Origin of the sequence: Paracoccus haematequi, from assembly GCF_900631945.1 — a bacterium.
Lineage (GTDB): Bacteria > Pseudomonadota > Alphaproteobacteria > Rhodobacterales > Rhodobacteraceae > Paracoccus > Paracoccus haematequi_A.
This window is the reverse complement of sequence record NZ_UZWE01000050.1, coordinates 70906-85820: the sequence shown is the minus strand read 5'-3', so window position 1 is coordinate 85820 and position 14915 is coordinate 70906. Positions and strand designations below refer to the sequence as shown.

The 14915-nt window shown below is 67.0% G+C and carries 18 protein-coding genes and 1 other RNA gene; 10 read left to right on the top strand and 9 right to left on the bottom strand.

Going from position 1 to position 14915, the window contains the following annotated elements:
- Nucleotide 1: 1 nt before the first annotated feature.
- The gene (locus PARHAE_RS16780; RefSeq protein WP_126155715.1) at nucleotides 2-220 is read right to left on the bottom strand and encodes a hypothetical protein; all 219 of its coding nucleotides are present in this window, start codon (nucleotides 218-220) and stop codon (nucleotides 2-4) included.
- A gap of 405 nt (nucleotides 221-625) precedes the next feature.
- Here PARHAE_RS16780 and PARHAE_RS16775 point away from each other — a divergent pair, with 405 nt between their 5' ends.
- The 3 genes from PARHAE_RS16775 (at nucleotide 626) to PARHAE_RS16765 (ending at nucleotide 3056) form a co-directional block, all read left to right on the top strand.
- The gene (locus tag PARHAE_RS16775) at nucleotides 626-2221 is read left to right on the top strand and encodes a peptide chain release factor 3 (RefSeq protein ID WP_126155740.1); all 1596 of its coding nucleotides are present in this window, start codon (nucleotides 626-628) and stop codon (nucleotides 2219-2221) included.
- An 81-nt stretch (nucleotides 2222-2302) separates the two neighbouring features.
- Nucleotides 2303-2692: a MerR family transcriptional regulator gene (locus PARHAE_RS16770; protein WP_126155714.1), complete on the top strand. Its 390-nt coding sequence runs from the start codon at nucleotides 2303-2305 to the stop codon at nucleotides 2690-2692.
- The gene (locus tag PARHAE_RS16765; protein ID WP_126155713.1) at nucleotides 2673-3056 is read left to right on the top strand and encodes a carboxymuconolactone decarboxylase family protein; all 384 of its coding nucleotides are present in this window, start codon (nucleotides 2673-2675) and stop codon (nucleotides 3054-3056) included. Before PARHAE_RS16770 ends, PARHAE_RS16765 begins: the two co-directional genes overlap by 20 nt.
- Before the next feature lie 3 nt (nucleotides 3057-3059).
- Here the strand turns inward: PARHAE_RS16765 and PARHAE_RS16760 are convergent, their stop codons facing one another.
- Nucleotides 3060-3533 (bottom strand): SspB family protein, encoded by a 474-nt coding sequence (locus tag PARHAE_RS16760; protein WP_126155712.1) that lies wholly within the window; start codon nucleotides 3531-3533, stop codon nucleotides 3060-3062.
- A gap of 141 nt (nucleotides 3534-3674) precedes the next feature.
- Nucleotides 3675-4029: a transfer-messenger RNA gene (gene ssrA, locus PARHAE_RS16755) on the bottom strand.
- Nucleotides 4030-4093: 64 nt separating this feature from the next.
- Between ssrA and PARHAE_RS16750 the strand changes: the two genes are divergently transcribed.
- The gene (locus PARHAE_RS16750; RefSeq protein WP_126155711.1) at nucleotides 4094-4360 is read left to right on the top strand and encodes a PepSY domain-containing protein; all 267 of its coding nucleotides are present in this window, start codon (nucleotides 4094-4096) and stop codon (nucleotides 4358-4360) included.
- Nucleotides 4361-4399: 39 nt separating this feature from the next.
- Here the strand turns inward: PARHAE_RS16750 and gndA are convergent, their stop codons facing one another.
- The 4 genes from gndA to PARHAE_RS16730 all read right to left on the bottom strand — a co-directional run bounded on the left by gndA (nucleotide 4400) and on the right by PARHAE_RS16730 (nucleotide 7842).
- Nucleotides 4400-5800, bottom strand: a complete 1401-nt coding sequence (gene gndA / locus PARHAE_RS16745) for an NADP-dependent phosphogluconate dehydrogenase (RefSeq protein WP_126155710.1) — start codon at nucleotides 5798-5800, stop codon at nucleotides 4400-4402.
- A gap of 72 nt (nucleotides 5801-5872) precedes the next feature.
- A complete protein-coding gene (locus PARHAE_RS16740) occupies nucleotides 5873-6319 on the bottom strand; it encodes a PaaI family thioesterase (protein ID WP_126155739.1) in 447 nt (148 codons plus the stop codon).
- A gap of 12 nt (nucleotides 6320-6331) precedes the next feature.
- A complete protein-coding gene (gene pdxY, locus PARHAE_RS16735) occupies nucleotides 6332-7168 on the bottom strand; it encodes a pyridoxal kinase (RefSeq protein WP_126155709.1) in 837 nt (278 codons plus the stop codon).
- Nucleotides 7165-7842: an MOSC domain-containing protein gene (locus PARHAE_RS16730; RefSeq protein WP_126155708.1), complete on the bottom strand. Its 678-nt coding sequence runs from the start codon at nucleotides 7840-7842 to the stop codon at nucleotides 7165-7167. The genes pdxY and PARHAE_RS16730 overlap by 4 nt, the downstream gene beginning before the upstream one ends.
- 135 nt (nucleotides 7843-7977) lie before the next feature.
- Here PARHAE_RS16730 and PARHAE_RS16725 point away from each other — a divergent pair, with 135 nt between their 5' ends.
- Both PARHAE_RS16725 and PARHAE_RS16720 read left to right on the top strand, forming a co-directional pair.
- Nucleotides 7978-9099 carry a Ppx/GppA phosphatase family protein gene (locus tag PARHAE_RS16725; RefSeq protein ID WP_126155707.1) on the top strand — a complete coding sequence of 374 codons (1122 nt, stop codon included), beginning with the start codon at nucleotides 7978-7980 and terminating at the stop codon, nucleotides 9097-9099.
- Nucleotides 9096-9860: an RlmE family RNA methyltransferase gene (locus PARHAE_RS16720; RefSeq protein ID WP_126155706.1), complete on the top strand. Its 765-nt coding sequence runs from the start codon at nucleotides 9096-9098 to the stop codon at nucleotides 9858-9860. Before PARHAE_RS16725 ends, PARHAE_RS16720 begins: the two co-directional genes overlap by 4 nt.
- On the opposite strand, the gene PARHAE_RS16715 is transcribed toward PARHAE_RS16720, so the two are convergent.
- Nucleotides 9848-10774 carry a helix-turn-helix domain-containing protein gene (locus PARHAE_RS16715; protein WP_164555295.1) on the bottom strand — a complete coding sequence of 309 codons (927 nt, stop codon included), beginning with the start codon at nucleotides 10772-10774 and terminating at the stop codon, nucleotides 9848-9850. The two genes, PARHAE_RS16720 and PARHAE_RS16715, sit on opposite strands and share 13 nt — an antisense overlap.
- Before the next feature lie 150 nt (nucleotides 10775-10924).
- Nucleotides 10925-11818 (bottom strand): tRNA (adenosine(37)-N6)-dimethylallyltransferase MiaA, encoded by an 894-nt coding sequence (miaA, locus tag PARHAE_RS16710; protein ID WP_241232855.1) that lies wholly within the window; start codon nucleotides 11816-11818, stop codon nucleotides 10925-10927.
- A gap of 93 nt (nucleotides 11819-11911) precedes the next feature.
- On the opposite strand from miaA, the gene pyrH reads away from it, so the two are divergent.
- From pyrH to PARHAE_RS16690, 4 genes are all read left to right on the top strand, one after another.
- Nucleotides 11912-12646, top strand: a complete 735-nt coding sequence (gene pyrH / locus PARHAE_RS16705; RefSeq protein WP_126155703.1) for a UMP kinase — start codon at nucleotides 11912-11914, stop codon at nucleotides 12644-12646.
- A 117-nt stretch (nucleotides 12647-12763) separates the two neighbouring features.
- Complete coding sequence (gene frr, locus PARHAE_RS16700) at nucleotides 12764-13327, top strand: ribosome recycling factor (RefSeq protein WP_126155702.1); 564 nt, start codon at nucleotides 12764-12766, stop codon at nucleotides 13325-13327.
- Between the two features lie 9 nt (nucleotides 13328-13336).
- Nucleotides 13337-14071, top strand: a complete 735-nt coding sequence (uppS, locus tag PARHAE_RS16695; protein ID WP_126155701.1) for a polyprenyl diphosphate synthase — start codon at nucleotides 13337-13339, stop codon at nucleotides 14069-14071.
- Entirely contained in the window at nucleotides 14068-14913 is an 846-nt protein-coding gene (locus PARHAE_RS16690) for a phosphatidate cytidylyltransferase (RefSeq protein ID WP_126155700.1), read from the top strand. The genes uppS and PARHAE_RS16690 overlap by 4 nt, the downstream gene beginning before the upstream one ends.
- The last annotated feature ends 2 nt before the right edge of the window (nucleotides 14914-14915 follow it).

The following is a 14915-nucleotide window of genomic DNA, read 5'->3' as shown; positions in this document are numbered from 1 at the left end:
ATCACTTGAGCTCCTCGATTTTTCTGACAAGAGATCGCCCTGCGCGGGCAAACGCCTCTAGGCTAGCGGCCAGCGTTTCCAGCATGCGCCGCTGACAAGGGTTGTCGCAGGTCGCTTCGAGGATGGGGTTGATCAGTTCGGCAGCGCCTTCGACCAGGTCGAAGGTCATGGCGATGTCGTCGAGCAGATCAGAAGCCCGCACTGTAGAGAATCCGCTCATGCTGCGTCCTCGCGAGGCTGATTCAGCAGCTTGATGGCTCGGTCCAGACGGTCGAGCGCCGCGTAGCAACCGGCATTGATCGCCGCCATATCAGCACTGTACCGAACGTCTCGGCTTCACAATTCGAGCAGCTGGACCAAATCCTTCGCCGCGCACAGTTCGTCGGAAGCATCCAAACGATTCTGATCTAACCCACGGTTGGGCAAGCCGCGATGGCGCGGCCCTAGAAGGCGGCGCAATTCGTGAGATGGGCGATGCCGCCGGCCATGCATCCAACTGGGCCAGGGCGGCGTGTTGACCGATCAGGAGGCGGTCGATATGTCCGAGGCGACCATCCACCCCAGAAACCACTTCAGCCCCACCCGGCGATTGCGCATTCCCGCGTCGCAGGCTACAGCCCGCGCCATGACAAACCGCCCCGACCTGCCGCCTGAAATCGCCCGCCGCCGGACCTTCGCGATCATCTCGCATCCCGATGCGGGCAAGACCACGCTGACCGAAAAATTCCTGCTGTATGGCGGCGCCATCCAGATGGCCGGGCAGGTGCGCGCCAAGGGCGAGGCGCGGCGGACGCGCTCCGACTTCATGAAGATGGAGCAGGAACGGGGGATCTCGGTCAGCGCATCGGCGATGTCCTTCGATTTCGACGGCCACCGCTTCAACCTCGTGGACACGCCGGGCCACAGCGATTTTTCGGAAGACACCTATCGCACGCTGACCGCCGTGGACGCCGCGATCATGGTGATCGACGGCGCGAAGGGGGTGGAATCCCAGACCCGCAAGCTGTTCGAGGTCTGCCGGTTGCGCGACCTGCCGATCCTGACCTTCTGCAACAAGATGGACCGCGAATCCCGCGACACCTTCGAGATCATCGACGAGATCCAGGAAAACCTGGCCATCGACGTGGCCCCGGCAAGCTGGCCCATCGGCGTCGGGCGCGAGTTCATCGGCTGCTACGACATGCTGCACGACCGGCTGGAGCTGATGGACCGCGCCGACCGCAACAAGGTGGCGGAGTCGGTCAAGATGGACGGGCTGGACGATCCCAAGCTGGCCGATCACATCCCCGCCGACCTGCTGGAGAAGCTGCGCGAAGAAGTCGAAATGGCGCGCGAACTGCTGCCCGCCTTCGACCGCCAGTCGTTCCTGGAAGGGCACATGACGCCGATCTGGTTCGGCAGCGCCATCAACAGCTTCGGCGTGCAGGAACTGATGAAGGGGATCAGCGAATACGGTCCCGCGCCGCAGCCGCAGAACACCGCCGAACGCGAGATCGCGCCCGAGGAGAAGGCCGTGACCGGCTTCGTCTTCAAGGTGCAAGCCAACATGGATCCCAAGCACCGGGACCGGGTGGCCTTCGTGCGGCTGGCCTCGGGCCATTTCGAACGCGGCATGAAGCTGACCCATGTGCGGTGGAAAAAGCCCATGGCGGTGACGAATCCGGTGCTGTTCCTGGCCGCCGACCGCGAACTGGCGGACGAGGCCTGGGCGGGCGACATCATCGGCATCCCGAACCACGGCCAATTGCGCATCGGCGACGCCCTGACCGAGGGCGAGGCGCTGCGCTTTACCGGCATCCCGTCCTTCGCCCCGGAACTGCTGCAATCGGTGCGCGCGACCGATCCGATGAAGGCCAAGCACCTGGAAAAGGCGCTGATGCAATTCGCCGAGGAAGGCGCGGCCAAGGTCTTCAAGCCGATGATCGGGTCGGGCTTCATCGTCGGCGTCGTCGGCGCCCTGCAATTCGAGGTTCTGGCCAGCCGGATCGAGATCGAATACGGCATTCCGGTCCGCTTCGAGGGATCTCAGTTCACCTCGGCCCGCTGGGTCGCCGGGCCGAAGGACAAGGTCGAGGCCTTCGTGAACGCCAACAAGGGCCATATCGCCCAGGATCACGACGGCGACATGGTCTATCTGACCCGGCTGCAATGGGACATCGACCGCGTGGCCCGCGACCATCCCGAATTGCGGCTGACGGCGACCAAGGAAATGATGGTCTGACGCCTTGACCTGGAGCGCGCTCCAACCCCTAGATCAAGGGGCGTTCCTTGGGGAAAGCCACGAATCGGCCGGGTGGGCGCCATGCAGATTTCCGATTTCGCGCGGCAGACGGGCCTGAGCGCCGATACGCTGCGCTATTATGAACGGATCGGGCTGATGCAGCCGCCGCTGCGCGATGCGGGCGGGCGGCGGGTCTATCAGGCGCGCGACCTGGATTGGGCGCGCTTCCTGATCCGGCTGCGCCAGACCGGGATGCCGATCGCAGAGATGCAGCGCTATGCCCGGTTGCGGGCGCAGGGCGACGCCACGGCCGCAGCCCGGCGCGACCTGCTGGTGGATCACCGCGACGGGCTGCGGCGCAGGCTGACTGACCTGACCGAGTGTCTTTCCCTCATGGATCAGAAGATCGCCACCTATCAGGCGATGATTTCCAGCGGAAAGGACGCAGCCGATGACACAGGACAATCATGAAACCCGAAACGAACGCGGCCGCCGCCTGCTGGCCCAAATCGACGGAGAGGCGGGCCAGGCGGTCATCGACAGCCTGGCCGACATCGCGCCGGATTTCGCCGACGTGCTGTTCGAGTTTCCCTTTGGCGACATCTATGCCCGTCCGGGCCTGTCCCTGCGCGACCGGGAAATCGCCACCATCGCGGCGCTGACCGCCATGGGCAATGCCCGCCCGCAGCTCGAGGTGCATCTTCGCGCCGGGCTGAATGTCGGGCTGACACGGCAGGAGATCGTCGAGGTGCTGATGCAGATGGCCGTCTATGCCGGGTTCCCGGCCGCGTTGAATGGCATCGCGGCAGCGCGCGCCGTCTTTCGCGACGGCTGAACCTTACTTCCGCCAGCGGTCCAGCTGCACGACCTCGCCGCCGCCGGGGGCGGGGCTGTCGGGATTGTCGTCGCCGCCCTCATCGTCTTCGTCGTCCTCATCATCGTCGTCGTCTTCGGCCTCTTGGGTCTCGAACCGCAGGCCGAATTCGACCGAAGGGTCGACGAAGGTGCGCAGCGCGTCGAAGGGGATTCGCAACGGCTCGGGCGAGTTGCCGAAGTTCAGCGTGACGGTGAAGCCCAGGTCGTCCACGGTCAGGTTGTCGAACCAGTGCTGGATGACAATGGTCATTTCCTCGGGGTAACGCTCGCGCAGCCAGTCGGCCATTTCCACGCCGTCTTCGCGGGTGTCGAAGGTGATGAAGAAGTGATGGTCGCCCGGAAGGCCATGCTGCGACACGCGTTCCAGCACGTCGGCAATCATGCCTTGCAGCGCGCGATGCATCATTCCGCCATAGTCGATTCCCGATCGCGCCATGCCCGTCCCCTTATTTCGGGCCAGCATAGGCATATGACCGACGATGAAAAGGGGGGCGACCGGGGGTTTGGGCAAGAAACCGGACGCGGTTCCGCAGGAAGTTTCCCCTGCGTCAGCAGACATATCCCGCAAATGGCTGAAAGTGCAGGATTCTGTTGCCAGGCTCCTGCGGGCCCCGCCTTACGCTGCTAGGCGGAAGGGCTTAGGTTTCGATCTTGCGGACTGCTTACGCAGCCAGCGCGACCGGAGCACGGTTGTCGTTGGCAACTGTACATTTTGCACCGATGACGGTGGTAGCTCACCGAGACAAAGCAAACATCTTTAGACGTTCGTCGATCCTGTTTCGACCCCATTGTCCCCCAACGAGGGTGATCTGGTGGAGTCGCCGGGTACCGCCCCCGGGTCCGATCCGCTTATTCCATGCGCGTTTATGTCCATAGTCCGGGTTACCCCGGACAGCGTGAATATAGGCGCGTTCCATCCGCCTCGCAAGGGTTCGTTGGGGGAACCCGCAGGGGATCAGCCGGTTGACTGCGGCAACCCGTGAAAGGAGCTTTCCAATGAAGTCCATCGTCCCCGCATTCGCCCTGGTATCGCTGATCGCCGCGCCGTCGGCCGTGACGGCCCAGCAGACCCCGCCCGCCGGATCTCTGCCGCTGTCGGAGGTGGTGACCAAGCTGGAAACCGATCTGGGCGGCGATCTGTCCTTCATCTCGGACGTGTCCTGGGACGACGACGGCTATTGGGAGGTCGAATACCACACCGCCGACAATCGCGAGGTCGATATCCGCGTCGACCCGGCCTCGGGCGAGATTCGCCAGCGGTAAGGACGACGGGCGGGCGGTTCCGTCGCCCGCCCCTGTCGACTAGGCGGATTGGCCCCAAGGCCCGTGCGGGTCGTCCAGCCCGTCGATCCGCTGGAAGCCGTGCGCGCCGAAAAAGTCGCGCTGCGCCTGGATCAGGTTCGCCGTTCCGCGCCCTGTCCGCATCAGGTCGAACCACATCAGCCCCGACGCCAGGGCGGGCAGCGCATGCCCCTGCGCGGCCCCCTCGGCCACGACCTGCCGCAGGCCGGGCAGGGCGCTTTCGATCAGGCTGGCGAAGAACGGCGCCAGGACCAGGTTGCGGGCCGGATCCTCGGCCAAGGCAGCGGCCATGTCGTTCAGCATCGCCGACCGGATGATGCAGCCCGCCCGCCAGACCCGCGCGATGCCGGGCAGGTCCAGCGTCCAGCCGAACCGCTGCGACGCGGCCGAGATCATCGCGAAGCCTTGCGCATAGCACAGGATCTTGCCCGCGATCAGCGCCTGTTCCAAGGTCTGCGGCGCGATCCGGATCGGCTGCGGGGCGGGACCGAATCGCGCCTCGCCCGCCAGCCGCTCGTCCAGCCGGGAAGACACGTTGCGCGCCATCACGGCGGCCTCGATCACCGGGATGGGGGCCGACAGGTGCTGCGCCTCGATGGCGGTCCAGCGGCCGGTGCCCTTCTGACCCGCGCGGTCCAGGATCACGTCCACCATGGGGCGGCCGGTATGGGGATCGGCGGCGGCGGTGACGCGGGCCGAAATCTCGATCAGATAGGATTGCAGCGCGCCTTCGTTCCATCCGGCAAAGGCGCTGCTGATCGCGGCGGCGTCCATGCCCATGCCGTCGCGCATCAGGCCATAGACCTCGGCGATCATCTGCATGTCAGCATATTCGATGCCGTTGTGGACCATCTTCACGAAATGCCCCGCGCCCGCATCGCCCATCCGGGCGGCGCAGGGGGTGCCGTCCTCGGCCCGTGCGGCGATGGCGGTCATCACGTCGGCCACGCGGTCCCAGTCGGCCGCATCGCCGCCGCCCATGATGGCGGGGCCGTGCCGCGCGCCCTCCTCTCCGCCCGACACGCCCATGCCCAGGAAGCGGAAGGGCAGCCCAGAGGCATCGCGGCGGTTGGTGTCGTGGAAATCGGCGTTGCCCGCGTCGATCACCAGATCATCGGCATCCAGCAGCGGGGCCAGGGCGGCAAGCTGGTCGTCGACCGCCTGGCCCGCGGGAACCATCAGGATGATGGCGCGGGGCGGGGCGATGGCAGCAACCAGTTCGGCCAGCGTCTCGGTCGCGATCACATGGGCGGCCAGGGGACCGGCCGCCGCCGCGAAGCCGCGCGTCACGGCGGTGGTGCGGTTCCAGACCGCGATCGGAAAGCCCTTTTCCGCGATGTTCAGCGCCAATGCCGCGCCCATCGTCCCCAAGCCGATCAGCCCGATCCGAGCCTGTGCCATGATGCGATCCCTTCCGCTGGTGTCTGTCAGGCGGCTGATTACGCTAACATCATTAGGTTGTCACGAGGGCGATCAGGCGGGTCTGCCCTGCACGCAGATCAGGGTCTGAAGCCCGGTCGCGACATGGATACGGCGGTCGGGGGCGACGCCCCAGACATCCAACTGGCAGATGGTCAGGGTCCGGCCCGGCTTGATGACGCGGCCCACGGCCTCCAGGTGATCGCCCTGCGCGGGGTTCATCAGGTTCAGCTTGAATTCGACGGTCAGGACCGAACTGTCGTCGGGAAACAGCGTGAACCCGGCATAGCCGCCCGCCGAATCCGCGACCGAGGCCGTGCCGCCCGCGTGGAAATAGCCGTGCTGCTGCGTCAACTCGGGCCGGAAGGGCAGGCGGATCGTCACCAGCCCGGCCTTCACCTGGGCAAGTTCGGCACCCAGCAGGCCCATCAGGCCCTGGCGGGCAAAGCTGTCGCGGATCCGGGCCACGGTCGCGTCGGGCAGGGTGCTGCCGATGTCCATCATCCCCTCCGGTTACAGGGTCAGCAGGGCGGCGCGGAAGCCGGGGTCGGACAGCACGACCTCGGTCGCGCCAATGCGGTCGGCATGGGCCAGGGCGGCGGATGTCAGATCCTGCGCGGTCTCGACCGCTTGCGGCAGGCTGCGGCCCCGCCCCAGGCCCGCGACGATCAGGCCGGCGAACAGGTCGCCCGTTCCCGGCAGGGCCACCGGCAGGCGCGGGGTCGGGTGCCGGGTCGCGCCGCCGGGGGCGAGAATCACGCTTTCCAGATGATCCGCAGGGCTGTCGTCCAGGACGCAGCCGGTGGCGATCAGCGTGGCGTCCGGCGCAAGCGACAGATCGGCGGCCGCGGCGTGCAGATCGGCCATGCTGGCGATGGAACGGCCGGTCAGGTGCCCCAGTTCGAACGAATTCGGCGTCGCCAGATCGGCCAGCGGCAACAGGCGGTCGCGCATGATCCGGGCCAGTTCGGCGGGCACGTAAAGCCCCGGCCCGTGATCGCCCATCACCGGGTCGCACAGATATCGCAGCGTCGGGTTGGCGGCCTTGGCGCGGGCCACGAAATCCGCGACAAGCTGCCCGACCTGGACCGAGCCGATATAGCCCGTCACCAGCCACACGGCGCGCTGCGGCAGGCCGCGTTCCTCGGCCCCCAGCAGCAGGTCGGCGAACAGCGCGGGCGGCAGCGGCACGCCGCGCAGCGTGGGATAGGCGGGCTGGTTGGAAAACAGCACGGTGGGAATGGCCGCGACCTCCAGCCCCGCCGCCTGCATTGGAAACACGGCGGCGGAATTGCCGACATGGCCGAAGACCACCTGGCTTTGGATCGAGATCACCAGCGGCGGCTTCATGCCTTGCCCTCCAGCCGAGGGCGCCAGTCCTCGACCCGGCCGCTGTCCAGGCGGCGCTGCGCGTGACGCCGCCAGCCGTCCGCCAGGACATCAAGCGCGGCGATCCCCTCAAGTTCGGCGCGGTTCAGGCGGTCCACATACATCGCCCGCCACAGCCGCCGCAGCGTCCAGCCGGGCGCCAGCCGGTCGACCGGGATCAGATCGTCGCCGGGCGCGACCTCGCCCGTTTGCAGGACGCGGTAATACCAGCCGGTGCGGCCGGTGTCCTGGACCCGCCGCGCCATGTCCGGGACGCCGAAGCGGTGGTTCAGCTTCCAGCAGGGCTGGCGGCCCTGGGACACCTGGATCAGCGCGCCGCCCAGCCGGAAGATGTCGCCCACCGCCACCGTGTCCTCGGTCATGCCCTGGGTCGAGACGTTTTCGCCGAAGGCCCCCGGCGCGTCCAGCACCGGCAAGGCGCCCAGATCGGCGCGCCAGGCGGCGTAATGATCCAGCGGATAATGATGCACCGCCTTTTCGGGGCCGCCATGGACGCGCCTGTCGGCCTGGGCGTCGCCCGCGAAACCCTCGGCGCCCAGCATAAGCGAACCGTGGACCGGAACCTTGGCGATGCCGCTGGTCGCGGATGTTCCCGGCAGGGTGGCGATGGGTCCGGTCAGGAAGGTGGTGGACATGATGTTCCCTGCGCAAACTTGTGTCCTTTATCAACCGATTGGCATCCCTTGGGCAATCACCGTTTCGCCGCCCCTTGATCGGGTCGGGGGGGCGCGTTACGTTTTGTTCAACTTGATATCGGAGGGCGTGTTGTCATGACGCCCAAGCGTCCTGCGGGTGCGGACGCGTTCCCGAAACCTGCGGTAGAGCCGTCTGGCACCCGAAACCCCGAGGAGGGGGCGCTTTATGCTGCCCTCGACCTCGGCACAAACTCGTGCCGGATGCTGATTGCCCGACCGAAGGGCAGTCAGTTCCAGGTTATCGACAGCTTCTCCAAGCCGGTGCAGCTTGGCCAGGGGCTGGAAGCGTCTGGCCGGCTGTCGCGCAGTTCCATGGCGCGCACGATCCATGCCTTGCAAGTCTGCCGGCGCAAGCTGGAACAGCACCGGGTGCGCAACATGCGCCTGGTCGCGACCGAGGCCTGCCGCCGCGCGCGCAACAGCCGCGACCTGATGCGCACCATCCGGCGCGAGACCGGGTTGCAGATCGAAACCATCGGGGCCGAGGAAGAGGCCCGGCTGGCGGTGATTTCCTGCGCGCCGCTGGTCAGCCACAAGACCGAGACGCTGATGGTCGTGGATATCGGCGGCGGGTCCACGGAACTGGTCTGGATCGACCTGGAAGATGTGGAGCCCAAGGAACGCCCCCGCGCGATCATGCGGCTGTCGGACGGTTTCGGCAATCCGCAGCCCGGCGGGGCGCGGGTGGTGGACTGGATCAGCGTGCCGCTGGGGGTGGCCACGCTGCGCGACCAGTTCGCCGATGTCGAGGACGATCAGGGCCGCTTCGCCCTGATGAGCTGGTATTTCGAGGAAATGCTGTCGGGCTTTACCCCCTATGCGCAAGGTTCTCCCGATGACGGGTTCCAGATCATCGGCACGTCGGGCACGGTGACGACGGTCGCGGCCAGCTTCCTGGGGCTGCGCCGCTATGACCGCACCAAGGTCGACGGGTTGGAGATGACCAGCGACCAGATCGACCGGGTGATCCATTCCTATCTTCAGCTTGGTCCCGACGGCCGCCGCGCCGATCCGCGCATCGGCCGCGAACGCCACGCGCTGATCATGTCGGGGGCGGCGATCCTGCAAACGCTGATGCGGGTCTGGCCCACCAGCAAGCTGTCGGTCGCGGACCGCGGCCTGCGAGAGGGGTTGCTTTACGCCCAGATGGTGCGCGATGGGGTGCTGGCAGCCGATGGATTGAACGGAGTGGCATGACGATGACGAAGGCTCCCGGCAGCCGCGAGGGCAAATCCAGCGGGCGCGGTCAGCGCGACCTGCGGGTGCGGGTCAAGACCGCCAAGGGCCGCAAGCTGTCCAGCAAGCTGTGGCTGGAACGGCAATTGAACGACCCCTATGTGGCCCGCGCCCGGCGCGAGGGTTATCGCGGCCGCGCGGCCTACAAGATCCTGGAACTGGACGACAAGTATCGCTTCCTGGTGCCCGGCGCGCGGGTCGTGGACCTGGGCTGCGCGCCCGGCGGCTGGTGCCAGGTCGCCGTGGGCCGCGTGAACGCCCTGGGCGAGAAATCCGGCAAGGCGGTCGGCAAGGTTCTGGGCGTCGATCTGCAAGAGGTCGATCCCATCGCCGGGGCCGAGATCCATCAGCTCGATTTCCTGTCCGAGGGGGCCGACCAGCAGGTCAAGGATTGGCTGGGCGGTCCTGCTGATGTGGTGATGTCGGACATGGCCGCCGCGTCGTCCGGCCACAAGGGCACCGACCACCTGCGCATCGTCGCCCTGGTCGAGGCGGCGGCGGCCTTGGCCTTCGACATCCTCGAACCCGGCGGAACCTTCGTTGCCAAGGTCTTGGCTGGCGGCGCGGAAACGGAAATGCAGGCGATGCTGAAGCGCAATTTCGACAAGGTGGCGAACGTCAAGCCGCCCGCCAGCCGCAGCGATTCATCCGAGAAATTCGTGGTCGCCACCGGCTTTCGCGGCAGACCCCAGGCGGATCCGCAGGCCGATCAGCAGGACTGAGCGCGGAAGGCGTCGGGGGTGCGTCCCGTCGCCGCCACGAAGGCCCGGATGAAATGGGCATGGCTGGAATAGCCCAGTTCGGCCGCGATGCGCAGCGTGGGGCGCTGCGTGTGACGCAACAGATCGACGGCCCGTTCCAGTCGCAGGTCGTGGATCAGGTCTACCGCCCGCTTGCCGCGCGCCGCCAGGCAGGCCTGGTCCAGCGCCCCCATCGTGCTGTTCAGGTCCGCCGCCAGTTCCGCCACCGATCCCGCCGATCCCAGCCGCTGCGCCGCAAGCGCCAGGAAGGCTTCGATCAGCGGCAGATCCGGCGCGGCGCCCGCAGCCGGTTCGGGCGGGCGGCCGGGTTGAAGCTGGCCCAGGCGCAGCGACAGCAGGTTCAGCAGGCAGGACAGCGTTCCGGCATCCGGTTTCGCGGTTTCCAAGGCCAGTTCGTGCAGCGTCGCCTCCAGCTGCGCGGCGTGGGAACCGACATGCGCGGCCATTCCCCGATCCGGCAGCGGCGGTTGGACCCGCGCCGCAAGGCTGGCCGAGATCAGCGCGACATGTCCCTGCGTCCCCGCCGCAGGGATCGCGGCGAAGGCGGTCCCCGCCGGAACATGGCGCAGATCGCCCGCGCGCAGGATGACATGGCTGCGGGGAAAATCCAGTCGCATCCGCCCTTCGATCACCCAGATCAGCGCGTGATCGGGCCGGGTGCGGGGCTGCGGCGGCATCGCCCGGCTGCCCCAGATGAAGGCCTGCAAGGGCAGCAGCCGCATTCCCTGCTGGCGCCCGACGGGGCGGCCTTCGCGCAGGGCGGGCCGCAGCGCGGCGGGGGCGGCCACCGCGGCGGGCGTGTCGACGGTCGGGCGGTCGGGGACGGCGTCGGGGGCATCGGGAATGCCGGGCGCGTTGACGTCGCTGTCCGCCACCCGCCGTCCCGCCCGGATGCGGCTGGGCGAGAAAGGAAAACCGTTCCACTGCGAAGGCCCGAACGCTGACATGAGGACCGCCTGCAAACACCACTAAATAAGCGGATCATTGCCGAAAGCTGTCGTCCGCTCAATCAGGCGATGCGCGGATCAATCATGGCGTGTGTTTTTTGCATCAGCGGCAAGCGGTTGCCAGTCCCTCATCCGCCCCCGGAACCAGATCCGCTGGCCCTTGGCATATTGGCGGGTGGCGATGATCGCCCGTTCCGTGGCGGTCGGCAGGTCCGTCTCGGCCCGCAGGAATGCGGTCAGTTCCGGCGCGCCGATGGCTCGTGCCCATTGCTGCGACGGATCCCACTGCGGCAGCATGGCCCGCACCTCGTCCAGTGCGCCTTGCTGCATCATCAAGTCGAACCGCCGCGCGATCCGGTCAGCCAGCCAGTCGCGGTCTGCCGTAACCAGGATGCGCTGCGCATCGGCAGGGGCGATCAGGGGCGGGGGCGTGTCGGCCTGCCAGTCGGCAAGGCCGCGCCCGGTGGCCGTCAGCACCTCCCATGCGCGTTGGACGCGGGCCGGGTTCAGGGTGTCGATGCGCGCGCGGGTGGCGGGGTCAAGATCAGCCACCATGCGCGCCAGCCCGCCGGGCGCGGCCAGCCGGGCATCGCCCTCGGCCCGGATCGCGGGCGGGATGGGCGGGACATAGGCCAGCCCCTGCGTCAGGGCGGTCAGGTACAACCCGGTGCCGCCCACCACGATCAGCCGCCGGTCCAGCAGCCCCGCCACGTCGCGCAGCCAGTCGCCCACGGAATAGGGCACGCCCGGCGCGACATGGCCATACAGCGCATGGGGCGCCGCCGCCTCGTCGCCGGGGGACGGGCGGGCGGTCAGCACCCGCCAGCAGGACCAGATTTGCAGCGCGTCGGCATTGACGATCAGCCCGCCCTGGGCCTGGGCCACGCGCAAGGCCAGGGCGGATTTGCCGCTGGCGGTCGGGCCTGCGATCAGCAGGTGGCGCGCGGGGTCGATCTGGTCCAGGTCGATCACGGCAGGCGGGCTTTCGGATGGTTGAACACCGCCGCCTTTTGCGACATTTTGCGCGGCGATGAAAGCGACCGGCGCTGACACGAAGGAACCAACATGACCGATCATCGGGCCACGGCGCCCGCGCAATACGGCAGGGTAATGCTGAAAATCTCGGGCGAGGCGCTGATGGGCGACCAGGGTTACGGCCTGCACCCGCCCACCGTCGCCCGCATCGCGGACGAGGTCGAATCGGTCCAGAAGATGGGGGTCGAGGTCTGCATGGTCATCGGCGGCGGCAACATCTTCCGGGGCCTGCAAGGCAGCGCCCAGGGGATGGAGCGGACGACCGCCGACTACATGGGGATGCTAGCCACGGTCATGAACGCGCTTGCCATGCAGGCCGCGCTGGAGGCCAAGGGTCTGCATTGCCGCGTCATCAGCGCCATCCGCATGGACGAGGTGTGCGAACCCTACATCCGCCGCCGCGCCATCCGCCACCTGGAAAAGAAGCGGATCGTGATCTTCGCCGCAGGCACCGGCAACCCCTATTTCACCACCGACACGGCGGCGACGCTGCGCGCGAACGAGATGAACTGCGAGGCGATCTTCAAGGGCACCAAGGTCGACGGTGTCTATGACAAGGATCCGAAAAAGCACACCGACGCCAAGCGTTACGGCGAAGTCAGCTATGACGAGGTGCTGCAAAAGCACCTGGGCGTGATGGACGCCTCCGCGATTGCGCTGGCCCGCGACAACCGGCTGCCGATCATCGTCTTTTCGCTGGACGAGCCGGGCGGGTTCCGGGGCATCCTGGAAGGCCGGGGCACCTATACGCGGGTCCATAACTAGAACCGTTTCCAGCCGGACCGGACTGGCGAAGGCTTGCCCAGATGTGGGGCAAAGTCTTTGCCAAGGTTTGCATCTCTGGTTACAAGCAATCAAAATTCAATGCAGAGGCAGTTCCCCATGGCAGAGGACATCGAAATCGACATCGACGATCTGGAACGGCGGATGAAGGGCGCGATGGAAAGCCTGCGCCACGAATTCTCCAGCCTGCGGACGGGCAGGGCCTCGGCTTCGATGGTGGAACCGATCCAGGTCGAGGCTTACGGCCAGATGACCCCGATCAACCAGCTTGGCACCGTCAACGTCCCCGAACCGCGCATGGTCACGATCAACGTCTGGGACAAGGGCATGGTCGGCAAGGTCGAGAAAGCCATCCGCGAATCCGGCTTGGGCATCAACCCGCAACTGAACGGCACAATCATCATGCTGCCGATCCCCGAACTGAACGAGGAACGCCGCCGCGAACTGACCAAGGTCGCCGCGCAATATGCCGAACATGCCCGCGTCGCGATCCGCAACGTGCGCCGCGACGGCATGGACCAGATCAAGAAGGGCAAGGCCAACGGCATGCCCGAGGATGACCAGAAGTTCTGGGAAACCGCTGTCCAGGAACTGACCGACAAGATGATTGCCCACGTGGATCAGGCGCTTGAAGGCAAGCAAGCCGAGATCATGCAGGTCTGAGGAACGATTATGGCCGCTGAAACCGCACCGCTGCTGACCACCGGCGGGGTCGATCAGCGGCCTCGACACGTCGCGATCATCATGGACGGCAATGGCCGCTGGGCGACCGAACGCGGCTGGCCACGCCTGGTCGGCCACCGCCGGGGGGCCGAGCGCGTCAAGCAGATCGTCCGCGCCTGTCCGGATCTGGGCGTGAACTGGCTGACGGTCTATGCCTTCTCGACCGAGAACTGGAAGCGCACGACCGAGGAAGTCCTGGGTCTGATGAAGATCTTCCGCCGCTATATCCAGTACGAGGCCGACGGCATGGCGGCCGAGGGCGTGCGGCTGCGCTTCATCGGCGGGCGGGACCGGCTGGACGACAAGCTGCGCGCGCTGATGTCCTCGATCGAGGCGCGGACGGCGGGCAATACCCGGCTGAACCTGACCGTGGCGATCAATTACGGCGGTCGCGACGAACTGGTCCGCGCCTCGGCCCGGCTGGCGCAGAAGATCGCGCGGGGCGAGATCGAGGCGCCGACCGAGGCCGACCTGACCGCTTGCCTGGACACGGCGGACCATCCCGATCCCGACCTGGTGATCCGCACCTCGGGCGAAACCCGGACCTCGAATTTCCTGCCCTGGCAGGCGGCTTATGCGGAATACGAATTCACGCCGACGCTGTGGCCCGATTTCACCCCCGACCACCTTGCGCAGATCCTGGACCGTTTCGGGATGCGCGATCGGCGTTTCGGGGGCGTATGAGCGCGGGGCGCGTCAATGCCGTGAAGCCCCCGCCGGGCAAATGGGCCGATCTGTCCCGGCGCGTCGCCTCGACGCTGGTGCTGCTGGGCATCGGGGTGATGCTGGCGGTGGCGACCGGGAACTGGCTGCGGCTGGCGATGGCGGTGATTTCCGCCGTGACCTTCTGGGAACTGGCGGCGATGACGGGCTGGAAGAACCCGCGCCTTCATCCCGGAATCTTCGGCGCCTGGAGGCCCTTTGCCCTGGCGATCATCGCCTTCATGTCGCAGGTCGTGGCCCACGGCTTCGATCATCCAGCGGCGATCCTTGCGCTGCTGTTTCCGTTGATCGCGGGCATCCCCGGCGCCCAGCCGCGCGACCGCTGGACCTATGCGATCTTCGGTGCGGCGATCATGCTGGTCGCCTATGGGCTGGTCGGATTCCGGGAAGACTATGGCCTGAACTTCGTGCTGTGGCTGATGGGGATCGTGATCATCTCGGACACGGCGGGGTATTTCTTCGGCCGGATGATCGGCGGGCCGAAATTCTGGCCCTCGCTCAGCCCCAAGAAGACCTGGTCGGGCACGGTGGCCGGATGGGCGGGCGCGCTGCTGCTGGGGCTGCTGCTGTGGCGTATGGGACGCGGCGATGTCTCGCTAGTCTGGTGTTCGCCCCTTGTCTGCCTTGCCGGGCAGATGGGCGACATCGCCGAAAGCTGGCTCAAGCGCAGGGCGGGGGTCAAGGACAGTTCGAACCTGATCCCCGGCCATGGCGGCTTCATGGACCGCTTCGACGCGGTGACGGGGGCGGTGCTGGCGGCAATGCTGATCGGGCTGCTGACCGCGCTGCCGGCGGTGAACTGATC